This window comes from Indolivaga capnocytophagoides, from assembly GCF_036511535.1.
GTDB lineage: Bacteria > Bacteroidota > Bacteroidia > Bacteroidales > Dysgonomonadaceae > Dysgonomonas_A > Dysgonomonas_A capnocytophagoides.
The window spans coordinates 3,037,019-3,051,850 of record NZ_AP028867.1 but is presented as its reverse complement, the minus strand read 5'-3'; the positions used below and the strand labels follow the sequence as shown (position 1 = coordinate 3,051,850).

At 38.7% G+C, this 14,832-nt stretch carries 11 protein-coding genes; 7 read left to right on the top strand and 4 right to left on the bottom strand.

From position 1 onward, the window contains the following. Nucleotides 1-186: 186 nt before the first annotated feature. Both AABJ51_RS12300 and AABJ51_RS12295 read right to left on the bottom strand, forming a co-directional pair. On the bottom strand, nt 187-1,710 hold the full coding sequence (locus tag AABJ51_RS12300; protein WP_026626032.1) for an OmpP1/FadL family transporter: 1,524 nt from the start codon (nt 1,708-1,710) through the stop codon (nt 187-189). A gap of 184 nt (nt 1,711-1,894) precedes the next feature. Further along, the gene (locus AABJ51_RS12295; RefSeq protein WP_338372775.1) at nt 1,895-3,307 is read right to left on the bottom strand and encodes a hypothetical protein; all 1,413 of its coding nucleotides are present in this window, start codon (nt 3,305-3,307) and stop codon (nt 1,895-1,897) included. A gap of 538 nt (nt 3,308-3,845) precedes the next feature. Here AABJ51_RS12295 and prmA point away from each other — a divergent pair. The 7 genes from prmA (at nt 3,846) to lpxA (ending at nt 12,107) form a co-directional block, all read left to right on the top strand. Beyond that, nucleotides 3,846-4,688 (top strand): 50S ribosomal protein L11 methyltransferase, encoded by an 843-nt coding sequence (gene prmA, locus AABJ51_RS12290; RefSeq protein WP_338372774.1) that lies wholly within the window; start codon nt 3,846-3,848, stop codon nt 4,686-4,688. A 282-nt stretch (nt 4,689-4,970) separates the two neighbouring features. Next, nucleotides 4,971-6,245: a dicarboxylate/amino acid:cation symporter gene (locus tag AABJ51_RS12285; protein ID WP_026626035.1), complete on the top strand. Its 1,275-nt coding sequence runs from the start codon at nt 4,971-4,973 to the stop codon at nt 6,243-6,245. Nucleotides 6,246-6,322: 77 nt separating this feature from the next. Beyond that, nucleotides 6,323-7,594 carry a phosphoribosylamine--glycine ligase gene (purD, locus tag AABJ51_RS12280; protein ID WP_338372773.1) on the top strand — a complete coding sequence of 424 codons (1,272 nt, stop codon included), beginning with the start codon at nt 6,323-6,325 and terminating at the stop codon, nt 7,592-7,594. Nucleotides 7,595-7,611: 17 nt separating this feature from the next. After that, nucleotides 7,612-8,607: a hypothetical protein gene (locus AABJ51_RS12275; RefSeq protein ID WP_338372772.1), complete on the top strand. Its 996-nt coding sequence runs from the start codon at nt 7,612-7,614 to the stop codon at nt 8,605-8,607. 127 nt (nt 8,608-8,734) lie between these two features. Further along, nucleotides 8,735-9,781: a UDP-3-O-(3-hydroxymyristoyl)glucosamine N-acyltransferase gene (gene lpxD, locus AABJ51_RS12270; RefSeq protein WP_338372771.1), complete on the top strand. Its 1,047-nt coding sequence runs from the start codon at nt 8,735-8,737 to the stop codon at nt 9,779-9,781. 59 nt (nt 9,782-9,840) lie between these two features. Beyond that, a complete protein-coding gene (locus tag AABJ51_RS12265; protein ID WP_026626039.1) occupies nt 9,841-11,226 on the top strand; it encodes a bifunctional UDP-3-O-[3-hydroxymyristoyl] N-acetylglucosamine deacetylase/3-hydroxyacyl-ACP dehydratase in 1,386 nt (461 codons plus the stop codon). Nucleotides 11,227-11,324: 98 nt separating this feature from the next. Next, nucleotides 11,325-12,107, top strand: a complete 783-nt coding sequence (gene lpxA, locus AABJ51_RS12260) for an acyl-ACP--UDP-N-acetylglucosamine O-acyltransferase (RefSeq protein WP_026626040.1) — start codon at nt 11,325-11,327, stop codon at nt 12,105-12,107. Between the two features lie 79 nt (nt 12,108-12,186). On the opposite strand, the gene pgl is transcribed toward lpxA, so the two are convergent. After that, a complete protein-coding gene (pgl, locus tag AABJ51_RS12255) occupies nt 12,187-12,909 on the bottom strand; it encodes a 6-phosphogluconolactonase (protein ID WP_246037474.1) in 723 nt (240 codons plus the stop codon). Next, complete coding sequence (gene zwf / locus AABJ51_RS12250) at nt 12,906-14,435, bottom strand: glucose-6-phosphate dehydrogenase (protein ID WP_338372770.1); 1,530 nt, start codon at nt 14,433-14,435, stop codon at nt 12,906-12,908. Before zwf ends, pgl begins: the two co-directional genes overlap by 4 nt. Between the last annotated feature and the right edge of the window lie 397 nt (nt 14,436-14,832).

Sequence of the window (14,832 nt, the reverse complement as noted above, 5' to 3'; positions counted from 1 at the left end):
TGAAGCAAAGGTATAAAAAGCAAGTGGAATAATCTGAGAAAAAAGAAAAAGCTGCACTATCCATCTGGATTCTGTACAGCTTTTCTATTTTGAATTACAGAAAGTATTAATGTTATACTTTTAGTTTATAATGTTTTACTCGCCAGAGCAATAAATAGGTCTGAGACCTTACTTTTTACTATTTTATCAGAATCGGCAGCCGAAAGTTATCAGACCTGAAAACTGATTCGTTTTCAATTCTACTTTGTCTGAATCCTGATAAAGGTATAGGTCATCTTTTCTGTTTTTTATCACAAAAGCGATATCTGTGTAAAAATTTGGAGTGAACTTATAACCTAGTCCCCATGTAAAGTGATTTGCATCTCCTACGATTGTATATTGAGGTACAGTTCCTGCAGTTTCAGGAATTATATTTCGGTCTTTAACTTCTTTTTCAAATGGACTTTGTTGCCACATATAACCAACACGTCCCGAAAACTGAGGTGTGAATCTGATTTCTGCACCTACTCGTATTGTTGATGAATTTTTGAAATATTGTTCTGTTAGACCATTTTCCCGACTGAAGTTATAATCTCTGTCGTATCTGTTAGACAGGTTGGTTTTACTGTAATTAGTTAATTCATAATCTGCACTGATTATTGCATATTGTCCGATTATACCAGCAAGACTGAATATCCATTTGTCAGGTGTTCTTAATTTATAATCATTAGATGCTCCGCCTTCTCTGTATCCGGGTGTACCAATTAATTCACTATTCCATGATGCATCTACTACTCCGTAGTAACGATCAGTCATGTTATACCAAGTAGGAGAGTGGTATGCAGCACCGATTCTCAATTCTTTTATAGGTTTAAAGATAAGTCCTGCTTTTACCTGCCATCCTGTACCATCTGTTTTCAATTCATTATCCAGATAATAATCATCGTTGTTTGACGAGAATTTTTCGTATAATGTAGATGATAAGTGATAGTCTATATCGGTTACGGCTACCGTAAGCCCGATGCTAAGTATATCATCGATTGTCGTTCCGACATTAAAATCATATGAACTGACGTTACCTTTTTCTTGAATATAAAGGTCTGTATTAGCTGTTTCCGTCGTATTTTCTTGTCTGAATGTAGGAATAAAAGTTTTGCTGTCTGTTTCGTCAATTAGATAGCCGCTATAACCTAATACGCTCATCCAATCATTAGCAGTGTTATATCCGTTGCCTGATGTGATATTGTCAAAGTCTTTTTGGTTATTAGCTCTATCTGCCAAGTATTGAGTAAAGGACTGATTCAGCCCATTTGCTCCTGCCCTGTATTTACGGTTAAAAGACTTTAGATTATTGTATGAAAATCCGAAATTGATTAATGGAACCACATCGCTTTCGATAGGAACTGTTCCTACGAAGGCTAAATTGTCGAAGTTTACTTTAAATTTTTTATCATCCATGCTGTTTCCCGAAAAATTCGACTTGATGGATGTATTAGCAAAATTAAGAGTGGTAACGATTTCCGATTTTGTGTATACTCCGATACCGGCAGGGTTTATTGCAATTCCCGAGACATCACCTCCTAAGGCTCCGAAAGCTCCCCCCATTGATACCGATCGGGCTGTTCCTTTCAAATCGTTGTATGACAGGTTAAAAGCATCCAGTGAGCCTTGAGCTGAAGCTCCTCCGGCAATGGATGTTAAAACTAAAGCTAGTGTAAAAACTCTTTTCATAATCTATTTTTGTTTCTTAGAACGAAAGTTGCCCTATTATTAAAGCAACTTTCGTTTTTATTTTTATTAAATAACAGCAAGTATTAATGATATATTTAAATTTATAAAAGACTTTAGCTGTTATGCTTACCAAAGTAATAAAAGGGTCTGAGACCTTAATATATCCAAGATCGCTTATCTGATTTTATCTGCGGCTGCTGCGTCCACCTCCGCCTCCACCAGAAGAGCTACGGCTGCTGCCTCCACCTCCGCTGTACGAGGATCCTCCTGATGAAGACCGTCCGCTGCTGTAAGACGAAGACCTGCCCGAATCGTAAGATCTACTGCTGCTTGACGAAGATCGACCTGAGTCGTAAGATCTGTTGGAGCTTGATGAACTTCCGCTATTGTAACTTCTTGAACTAGAAGATCGTCCACTGGTGGTAGTTCTTTCTGAACTAGATGAAGACGATGTCCTTCCCGATGAATATCTTCCGGAATTAGAAGATGATGTTGTTCCCGAATTATCGCTTGATCCTCTTGATGACGAAGATGTTCTGCCATTGGAGTATATACGTCCTGTACTCGCATCATAAGTTGCATCACGGTTTATATAAGTACGTCCTGATGAAGTTCTTCCTCCCGTATTCAATGGTCTTGTGCTGATACCTGATTCTCTGGATGATGTTCTTCCTCCGGTGCTGTATCTTCCATCGGTTGCAGAAGTGCGATCTGAACTATATCGGCCGCTTGAGCGGACATTGTCACTGCTGTAGCGTCCTCCGCTGGAAGTACGGCCGGAACTGTACCTTCCGCCTTCTGAAGATCTACCTCCTGAATATCTTCCGTTATCTCTTGATGAAGAGTATCTGCCTGAAGAATTATTACCGTATCTGCCGGCACTGTTTCGACCATTACTATAATAATTGCGTGAGTAAGGTCTTGAATACCATGGGTCGTGCCATCCGCCGGACCAGCCCCATCCGCCAGACCAACCTCCGTACCAACCACCATACCAGCCGGAATACCAACCACCCCATCCCCAATAAGGACGGCTATACCAAGAGTAATAACCGGGGTAGTACCATGAATCCCAGTACCAGGGATCCCAACTGCTGTATGAATAGTACCAAGGGTTATATCCTATTCCCCAACGGAAACTGGTATTCCATCCGCGAGAGTAATAATAATCGTCATATACGTCGTTTATAACATATACATTGATATCATCATCGCTGGTAATTGTTACACTGTTTGCGGGATTGTGGTATTTTACGATACGGTCGGTGTATTCGTATTGCGCATCGTCTTCATCGTATGCTAATGTGTCATTCTGCGAATAAACATTTGCATTTCCGCCTCTGCGATTGTAAGCGTCTACATCCACATTTACATTACCATTGGTGTAAATGTCCATATCGCTGTTCCTGTTAGAAACGGCAATGTTTGTATTGTTCTGTTTCGTATTGGAGGTCTTTGAAACTGGAGTTTCAACCTTTTGCGTTTTAGCGGTTTCTTTTTTTTGAGGGGAAGATCCGTAGATATCATCGCCCCAGTCCTGAGAGAAACCAGCCAATGGTAATAACGCAGCCAATATTAATAATTTGCCTTTTTTCATTGTTTTATCTCCTCTCCTTATATTTTTTTTTGAATCGTTTTTCTTGTTCCTAAATTAGACTACAGATAGTCTTTAAAGGTTTAATCTTAGTGTGAGCTATTTTTTGTATCATATAGATAAGATGCAAAAAGTGTGCAATTGTTGCGTCTGAAATCTATAAATAAGTTAAAAGCGACAACGGTCTTTCTTATAAGAAAAGAACAATTATGTATAAACTAATGTTCGATGTCTTCATACTCTTAATTTAGAGCAGAAAGGTAATAAAAAAACTTAATGGCTAAATGTGTTATAATGTGAAAAGAGAGCCTGATACTCGAAAATGAAGTTAAAAAGAGTAATTTTGCCTTAGAAATAGCACGAAAGGTTTAAAATAAAGATCTTAGACCTATTTGCCGCTTTGGTAATGAACAATCAAATAAAAGCATATTGTTAGATGTTATTTATTGATTAATTAATCGTGTTTCTTACCGTAAATCATAGTTCTGATATATATATTTAAATAATAAATGGGTCGGAGACCTTAAAACCAGAAATTCAGATGAATTATATTGAAATAGATTTTGTTTGTAAACCTCATGATGAAGTTGTAACGGAAGTACTTTCTGCAACCTTGGGGGAAATAGGGTTCGAAAGTTTTGTTGATACCGAGTTGGGGATCAAAGCGTATATTCAAACTCAGATTTTTGACAAGGGTGCTCTGGATAGTTTGTTGTCCGATTTTCCGGTGGAAGCTTCTTTCGATTATAAAATATCAGAAGTAGAAGACCGCAATTGGAATGAAGAATGGGAAAAGAATTACTTCCAGCCTCTGGTTATCGATGATCGTTGTATTATACAAAGTACGTTTCATAATGCACCTGCTACTTATGAATACAATATTTATATAGATCCCAAAATGGCATTCGGTACAGGTCATCATCAGACAACCGAACTGATGATAAGAGAAATTCTGAATGAAGATTTCTCAGGTAAGTCGTTGCTTGATATGGGATGCGGTACTGCTATTCTTGCTATCTTAGCGTCTATGAGAGGCGCAGACCCAATTGAGGCGATAGATATAGATGAATGGGCATATGATAATGCAAAAGAAAATCTGAATCTCAACAAAGTATCGAACATTGAGCTGAAGATCGGAGGGGCGGATCTGCTTCATGCTGATAAGACGTTTGATGTTATTCTGGCTAATATTAACCGGAATATATTGTTGAATGATATTAATGTCTATGTTTCAGTGCTGAATAAAGGGGGAGCTCTATATATGAGCGGCTTTTATAAAGAAGATATTCCTGTAATACAGGCTGAATGCGAGAAAAATGGCTTGTTATTCGATCATTTTAATTCGAAAGATAATTGGGTAGCTGTGAAATTTCTGAAAAATTAGATTCTGTTAAATATTTATATGTCTTTCAAAACGGTTGCTTTTTAACTAAAAGGCAGCCGTTTGTTTTTGTTTCGTGGGTTTATGTTCGTTAAAAAGACATATTTTTGATAATATGTTTATATATTTGTATGTTTTGGGTTTCAACGGATGTGGAAATTATAAAAGGGGTTAGTTTTTCAGTTTCAAGGTTGTCGCTTTTTGCTGACTTTGTAAACATAATAGCAACGGGTAATTGTTGCTTTAGAATACGTTGTTAAATACTTTCTGTTACTTGATTTATCTATGGAAATAAAAGAAACTAAGAATTCCGCCGGTAATAAGCTGTTTTATTATATTGTATTGTCTCTTATATTGGGAATCATTCTTGGTCAGTGTGTTCATATGTTTTGCCCGTTAAGAGTGATGACTCTTGTTGCCGAGAATATAAAACTGTTAGGTACGATATTTATCCGGCTGATTCAGATGATTGTGGCTCCATTGGTGTTTTGTACTATAGTGGTTGGTATAACCAAGATGGGAGATGCTAAGATGGTCGGGAGGATAGGAGGAAAAGCCCTGCTTTGGTTTATTTCGGCTACATTGGTTTCCTTGTCGATAGGACTGATCTGGGTAAATGTTTTACAACCGGGCGCAGATTCCGGTATTGATATACATAATACTGCAAGTGCAAAAGAATTACTGGGTAAAACTCAGGAGTTATCTCTGGCTGAGTTTGTAAATCATGTTGTGCCCAAAAGTCTATTTGAGGCTTTGGCTCATAATGAGATCTTGCAGATATTGGTCTTTGCCGTTATTTTCGGTATTGCTTTAGGATCATATGGAGAGAAGGGACTTCCGATATCAAGAGCATTGGATACTATTACTCATGTTATTTTGAAAATAGTAGGGTATGTTATGTGGGTTGCTCCTGCTGCGGTATTTGGAACGGTGACAGCTGCTGTAGCTATGCATGGATTGTCTATTTTTAAAGTTTATGCCCATTTTTTGCTCGCTTTTGTTATCGGTATCGCAACCCTTTGGGTTGTTCTTATTCTTGTAGGGTATGTTATTCTTGGCAAAAGAGTTTGGTCATTGATAAAGATTATCGGCAACCCATTACTGATTGCTTTTTCTACATCGAGCAGCGAAGCTGTGTTTCCGAAACTTGTTCAGGAATTGGAACGATTTGGCTGTAAGTCGAAGATCGTATCGTTTATTCTACCTTTGGGATATTCGTTCAATCTCGATGGCAGTATGATGTATATGACCTTTGCCAGTATATTTATTGCTCAGCTTTACGGTATAGAAATGAGCCTCAGTTCTCAGATCGTAATGCTGTTGGTGTTGATGCTTACCAGTAAGGGAATTGCAGGTGTGCCGAGAGCCTCCCTGATTATTATAGTAGCTACGTGTTCTATGTTCGGCATTCCTCCCGAAGGAGTTGCATTGTTGTTGCCTATAGATCATTTTTGCGATATGGCGCGGAGTATGACCAATGTTTTAGGAAACGCCTTGGCTACAACGGTTGTGAGTAAATGGGAGGGAGATCTGGATGCTCCTGTTGTTGATTCTGAATAATTCTCTGTAATAGATATCCGTAATAAATAGGAAGATTATTAACTTTACGGACTTAACCAGTAAACCAATATTACCTTATGAACATTTTATTGTTAGGAAGCGGTGGGCGTGAGCATGCTCTGGCTTGGAAAATAAAGCAAAGTACGCGCGTTAGTAAGCTTTTTGTGGCTCCCGGTAATGCCGGAACCGGACTGATTGCCGAAAATGTAAATATCTCTGCGACTGACTTTGCTGCGATAAAAGCTTTTTCTTTGAAAGAAAAAGTAGATATGGTTGTTGTGGGACCCGAAGATCCTTTGGTGAAAGGTGTATATGATTTTTTTCAGACTGACGATTCTTTAAAACACATTCCGGTAATAGGTCCCTCTAAACACGGAGCTCAGCTGGAGGGCAGCAAAGATTTTGGAAAGCAGTTTATGATGCGCCATAATATACCGACGGCAAGATACAAAAGCTTTTCGGCGAGTGAGCTTGAAGGTGCGTATGATTTTCTGTCGGAACTGAATCCTCCTTATGTTTTAAAGGCCGATGGTTTGGCTGCAGGAAAAGGTGTAGTTATTCTAGATGATCTGGGTTTGGCAAAAAACGAACTGAAAGCAATGTTTGACGGACGTTTTGGCGATGCGGGATCAACTGTTGTTATCGAAGAGTTTTTGTCGGGAATTGAATGTTCTGTTTTTGTAATGACCGATGGCGATTCGTATAAAATATTACCTGTCGCAAAAGATTATAAGCGGATCGGAGAAGGTGATACCGGAGCTAATACCGGAGGAATGGGGGCTGTATCGCCTGTGTCTTTTGCCGATGCGGATTTTATGAAAAAAGTAGAGGAGCGTATTGTTATCCCTACTGTTGAAGGTCTGAAAAAAGATGGGATTGATTATAAGGGATTTATTTTTGTCGGGCTTATTGCTGTTGACGGCGAACCGATGGTAATTGAGTATAACGCCCGTATGGGAGACCCTGAAACTGAGGTTGTGATGCTCCGTATCAAGTCCGATTTTGTGGATCTACTGGAAGGGGTTGCGACACAAACTCTTCGGGATAAAGTCTTAGAAATTGATACCCGCTATGCTACAACGGTGATGCTTGTTTCCGGTGGGTATCCCGGTGATTATGAAAAAGGAAAGCCTATTGCCGGATTAGATGGCGTATCGGGTAGTATAGTGTTTCATGCCGGAACAAAATTAGCAAACGGGGCTGTTGTTACAGATGGCGGACGTGTATTGACTATTAGTTCTTATGGCGAAACAAAAGAAGAGGCTTTATCAAAATCTTTTAAGAACGCAACAATCGTTTCTTTTGCAGGGAAGAACTACCGTAAGGATATCGGTTTTGATTTACAATAAGGTTACAGACCATATACATGGATATAGTTAGATCTTTTAAAAGAGGAGTGATTGAGAATAAAAATCTGATTTTTTTCTCAATCATTCTTTCGTGTTTTCTTCGCTTAGGCTTCTTCTTTTTTGTGGCAGATTATACTCCTGAAAAGTTAGGAGCAGGATATTTGTGGAGAGGATTGTTATTGGATATTCTGTCCGACAAACTTATCTCTGCGGCTTTTAGCTTTGCTTCGGTAGTAGGTCTAGCTCTTTATCTCGGACAGATTAATGCCCGTTATGCATTGATTCGTACACGGACATACATGGTTCCCTCACTGGTGATTTTTGTGTTTAGTCTGCATCCGGCTTTTTTATTTATGACTCCTCAGTATATTGGAGTAATGTCTGTTTTGTTGTCGATATATATTCTTTTGTCGACGTATCATCAGAATAATGTCTCCGGAAAATCTTATTCGATAGGATTTTTTCTTGCGGTGGGTAGTATGTTTTCGTTTTATACGCTTACATTTTTTCCTCTGTTTCTGATAGGACTTAGTATGATGAGGTGTTTTCGTTTCAAGACTGTTGTGGCGATGTTGCTGGGTGTTGCATCAATATATTGGCTTGCCTTTTTTGTCTTTCTTGCGATAGGGGATACAGCCGCTTTCGTAGCTCCTTTCCTTTCTTTATATCCGATAGTGGATCTTTCATTTGAACAATCGGCACTTTTCGATTTGTATTATCTGGTTCCTGCTACTCTATTAGGCTGTTTGTTGTTTTTCTATTATCAGGCAAACTCATTTCATGATAAAATAAGGATCAGGACAAATATGATGTTCTTTTATTTGTGTTTCATCTTATCAATCCTGTCTTGCTGGTTTATTGTATATGATCCGAAGTTAGATGCATACCTGATTGTAATAAGCGGAGCGCTGCTGCTGTCGCATTTCTTGTCATTGGCCGTTGTACGGTGGAAAGTGATATTATTCTATCTGCTTGTATTACTGTGTGTGGCGGTTTATATTTACAATTTGTAAAACGTATAATAAAAGCTATATTAACGGTTTGAGTCATAATTTCGTCTAAAATATATTTATTATTGGAAAATTATTCCTTATTTCGCAATCTAAAACTTTAAATATTCCAGATATACATATTAAATATATGCAACTCTCTTTTACTGCTCAACAAATTGCAGAAGTACTTAAGGGCACCATTGAAGGTGATCCTAACGTGTCTGTAAGCAATTTTTCGAAAATTGAAGAAGGAAAGCCCGGAACTCTGACTTTTCTTGCAAACCCGAAGTATACTCATTATATATATGATACCGATGCGAGTATTGTGTTGGTAAATTCAGACTTTGTTGCGGAAAAACCGGTTAAGGCGACTCTTGTAAAAGTTTTCAATGCTTATGCATCCCTTGCAATATTGCTTGATATGGTGGAAAAGTCGAAGCCAAAGAAGGTAGGGGTTGAAGCAATGAGCTATATTGCCGAAACTTCAAAAGTAGGTTCTGATATTTATGTCGGGGCTTTTGCGTATATAGGGGAGTATGCCTCTGTTGCTGATAATGTAAAAATTTATCCGCAAGTGTACATCGGAGACGGATGTACTATCGGCGAAAATACAATTTTGTATCCGGGAGCGAAAGTTTATCCGGGTTGTAAAATCGGAAAAAACTGTATTATTCATGCCGGAGTAGTTATCGGGTCGGATGGTTTTGGTTTTGCTCCGGAAGACGGAGTGTATAAAAAGATACCTCAAATGGGTATTGTAATTATCGAAGATGATGTTGAGATCGGGTCAAATACCACAATAGATCGTGCCGTAATGGATGCTACTATTGTTAGAAAAGGTGTTAAGTTGGATAATCTTATTCAGGTTGCTCACAATGTCGAGATAGGAGCTAATACGGTAATGGCTGCTCAGGTCGGTATTTCGGGATCTACTAAAATTGGCGATCATTGTGTTATCGGAGGACAGGTAGGACTTGGAGGACATATTACTATCGGCAATAATACAAGTATCGGAGCTCAATCGGGTATAATAAGCAATATAAAAGAGGGATCTCAAATTTTAGGGTCACCTGCGATACCTGTGAAGAATTTCTTTAAGTCGAGCGTGATTTTCCCTAAATTACCGGATATGTATCGTCAGATGGCTCAATTGGAGAAGGAGATTAAGGAGTTGAAAGAAACATTAAATAAATAATATAAAGAAACGAGTCATATTTGACAAGAGAAAAGTAAATATTACTCTAGAGAAATAAAATGGAAAAGCAGAAAACGCTACAAGGAAGTTTTACACTGAAAGGAAAGGGGTTGCATACCGGTTTACCTATAACCATAACATTTAATCCTGCTCCTGAGAATCATGGATATAAAATAAAACGAGTAGATCTTGAAGGAGAGCCTGTAATTGACGCTTTGGCGGAAAATGTAGGTGCTACCCAAAGAGGCACCGTATTGATGAAAGGAGATGTTCATGTCAGTACTGTAGAACATGCTATGTCTGCGTTGTATGCACTAGGTGTTGATAACTGTCTTATAGAAGTCAATGCTCCTGAATTTCCGATATTGGACGGCAGCTCGATAGAGTATGTTAAAGAAATAAACAGAGTGGGGCTTGTTGAACAAAATGATGACAGGGACTACTTTGTCGTGAGAAGAAAAATCGAAGTGAAAGATGAAGAGAGCGGATCAAAGCTTATTCTTCTTCCCGATGAAAATTTTTGCGTCAATTCTTTTATTGAATTCGAATCTAAATATATACCCAATCAATCGGCTACATTGGATGACCTGACTCAATTTGAGAAAGAGATTGCAAGTTGCCGTACTTTTGTTTTTGTCAGAGAAATACAGCAATTGTTAGGAGCCGGATTAATTAAAGGCGGTGATCTGGATAATGCAATTGTGATTTACGAAAGACAAATTTCTCAAGAAGATTTAGATAAGTTAGGTGATCTTTTGGGCGTTCCTCATAAAGATGCGTCCGAATTGGGTTATCTCAATCATAAGCCTCTTCAGTATGCGAATGAACCCGCACGTCATAAGTTACTTGATATAATCGGGGATATGGCTTTGATTGGTAAGCCAATTAAAGGCCGTGTGATAGCTACACGTCCCGGTCATAAAATAAATAATCAATTGGCTCGTGCTATTCGTAAACAAATCAAACTGAATGATGTTCAACCCCCTGTGTATGACGTAAGCAAAGAGTCTTTGTTAGATATCAATAAAATTAAAGAACTTTTGCCGCACCGCTATCCATTTCTGATGGTTGACAAGATTATCGAAATTGGACAGAAGCACATTGTCGGTGTGAAAAATATAACAGTAAATGAGCCTTTCTTTGCTGGTCATTTTCCTCAGGAACCTGTTATGCCCGGAGTATTGCAGGTTGAGGCTATGGCACAAGTCGGAGGTCTGCTTGTATTAGCGGGTGTTGAAGAACCGGAGAGGTATTCGACTTACTTCCTGAAAATAGATAATGTGAAATTCCGTCAGAAAGTAGTTCCCGGAGATACTTTGATCTTTCGTTTAGATATGATCTCTGAGATCAGACGTGGTATTGCTATTATGAAGGGGTATGCATTCATCGGAGAGAAAGTAGTCTCTGAAGCGGAATTTACTGCGCAAATCATTAAGAATAAATAAGGTCGCAGACCTATGTGTTACTTTGGAAAGAGAAACAGCCAAAGTTGATTATATTCGAAAGATGTTTCATTAAACTTTAACAATTACTAATTTGTAATATGTCAGAAATTTCACCGAATGCATTTGTTCACCCGAATGCTAAAATAGGAAAAGACGTTATAATAGAGCCATTCTCATTTATAGACGATAACACAGAGATAGGAGACGGAGCGCATATTATGTCTGGAGCCAATATCAGGTATGGTGCACGTATCGGGAAACATTGTATAATACACCCGGGGGCAGTAATAGCCGGGGTTCCTCAGGATTTAAAATTCAAAGGAGAAGACTCACTTGCTATTGTGGGTGATTATACTACAGTACGTGAATGTGCCACGATAAGCAGGGGAACAAGTTCGAAAGGTACAACTAAAGTAGGAAGTCATTGTCTTTTGATGGCATATAGCCATGTTGCACACGACTGTGTGCTTGGAGACTATATTATATTGGGTAATGCTACTCAGCTAGCCGGAGAAGTGGAAGTCGATGATCATGCAATATTGAGTGGGGGAACTTTGGTTCACCAATTTACACGTATCGGAAAACATGTGATGATACAAGGCGGTACACGTTTGGGTAAAGACATTCCTCCTTTTGTGATTGCAGGAAGAGAGCCTGTTACTTATGCCGGAATCAATCTTGTAGGTTTGCGTCGCAGAAATTTTTCGAATGAACAAATTAACCAGATTCAGGAAATATACAGATTGTTATATCAATCGGGTCTGAATTTTTCGGATGCTGTTGTAAAGATCGAACAGGATTTTGAACGTACACCTGAAATGGAAATGATAGTTGATTTTGTAAAGTCATCACCAAGAGGTATTGTGAGAGGATATCTTTAATGATTTGATTATGATATGATAAAAATAAAGAGGTTGCTTATTTTATAAGCAACCTCTTTATTTTTATCATAATAGATAATTATAGCAGGCTTGCTGCATCTTCGTCCAGAAACCAGTATAGTTTTCCGAAATTCGGATTTACACGTGCTGCCGGATAACTATTGATAAACTGCTCGCGTTGCTGTATAATTTCTTTTACCTTTAGAGCCTTATCTTTTCCCATAGCGAGGAAAACGATGTTTTGAGAATTATTTACAATACGTCCCGTAAGACTGATTCGTGTCATGCCTGATGTCGGGTGTTTAGCCACAACACATTTTTTCGGACTGTCCCATAGATTGATCTCATAAGGGAATATAGAAACAGTGTGCCCATCATCGCCAAGTCCAAGCATCATTATGTCAAAAGAAGGAGTTTCATCTACATATGGAACAAATCCTTTGATAATATTACTGTACCAGATAGCCTCTTCATCGGGTTCTCCTTCTCCATGTATACGGTGTATCTGCCTTTTTGAAATAGCCGGAACCTTGCTGAACAAAAATTCTTTTGTCATCCCGTAATTACTGTGTTCATCTCCCGGAGGCACGCAGCGTTCATCACCCCAAAAGAAGATAATCCGTTTCCAGTCAATCGAATCCTGGCAATTTTCAGCCCAGTATTTAAAAATCGATTTTGGGGTTGTTCCTCCTGATAAAGATATATTAACCAGCTCTTTGTTCGCTAACTCTTCATTCAGGAACGCAGTGAATCCCTCGCTCAGGGTTTCTGCGTCTTTGTACACTTTTACTATATCTTTCATAATTCACAATATATTCCGTCGTCGGATAGGTTTTTGCATGGATATCTCCATGTCATGTTTTTGCCCTCTATAAGGCTGTCTGCGACATTGGGTCCCCACGATCCGCAAGGATATCCATACAATGGAGCCTCGGGGTTGTTTTGCCAGTAATCGAGTATCGGTTGCACAAAACGCCATGCTGCCTCCAATGCATCACCTCTGGTGTAAAGGGTCGAGTCTCCCAGCATAGCATCCAGTAAAAGGCGTTCGTATGCTCCGGGTACATAAGTGTCTTGGAGTTGCGAATAATGAAAATCCATATTCACTTCTTTTACTTTGTAGCCGGCTCCCGGTACTTTCATTCCTGTTTTGAGGAGTATACCTTCGTCCGGATGTATTCTGATAACGAGAATGTTGCCGTCATTGCAATATTCTTTATTGTCAACAAACAAATTGAGAGGTGTCGGGCGGAAATGTATAACTATCTCTGATACTCGTGTCGGAAGATGTTTCCCTGTACGAATATAGAACGGAACATCTCCCCACCGCCAGTTGTCGACAAATAATTTCAATGCTACGTATGTTTCAGTACGCGAATCAGGGTCTACTCCTTTTTCTTCTCGGTACCCTTTCTGGGGTTTGCCTTTTACCTTAGCTGTAGTGTATTGTCCCCTTATAACATTGTTTAGAATGTCTTCCTGCGATAACGGGCGAATGGCTTGAAAAACTTTTAGTTTTTCATTTCGTATTGCATCTGATCCTATTACTGTAGGAGGTTCCATTGCAACAAGTGCCAATAGTTGAAGTAGATGATTTTGAATCATGTCCCGCAATGCTCCCGAGTGGTCATAATAACCTCCACGGTTCTCCACTCCCAGACTTTCGGCTGCGGTAATTTCGACATGATGTATATAATTGCGATTCCACAATGGTTCGTAAATACTATTCGAAAACCGTGTAACCAGCAGGTTCTGAACTGTTTCTTTTCCAAGATAGTGATCCATGCGGTATATTTGGTCTTCTTCGTAGTCGGCCAACAACCCTTTATTGAGATATACTGCCGATTTTAGATCAGTTCCGAAAGGTTTTTCTATAACGATACGGCGTATTTTACCCTTTGCTTTATTAAGCTCCTGTTCAGCCAGAAATTTGGGAATAAGAGGGTATAGATTAGGTGGAGTTGATAAGTAAAACAGATAGTTGCCGTTTGTACCCTTTTCCGAATCCAATAGGGACAACTTTTCGGTTAATTTTGCGTAATCTTTTGATTCGTCCGTGTTAATGGATAAGTAGAACAGTTTATCTGCAAAATGGTCGACTTCTGATTGCGGCGCATCTTTAGATAAGGAAAACTGCCGTATACCTCCAATCATTTTTTCTCGGAATGAGTCATCCGAGAAATCACTGCGTGCTACTCCCAGCATTACAAAATTATCCGGTAATGATTTCTGTTTATACAAATCAAACAAAGCGGGTACTAGTTTACGATAAGTAAGATCTCCCGATGCTCCGAATATTACGAGTATTTGATCCTGTATTTTTTTCATAAAATGTATTGTATCTCTAAATATCTCTAACTGCTTGTTTCATGTGCATTTTGTACAAATCTTCGGTTGTTTGACAATCGAAGCTATGGAAAGGTCTCAGACCTTTGATGACTATTGAATTATAAATCAACATCTAAAGTTACTTATTTATTGTAACTTTTCTATCCAGAGCTTTAATATTTTTTATAAAAAGAGGGATGAAAACGATCAAATTGCTGAAATAAAGCAATTTGATAACCTGTAATAGTTGATTAATATTATCTATGCGATTAACTGTCTTTGTTATTACATTTTGGTCTGCTGAGAAATTTATTAAGGTACTAGACCTATTTATTGCTATACCAATCATAATAACGTCAGAAAGTTATGCCTGAAAATGCCTTTTGAAATACTTGCT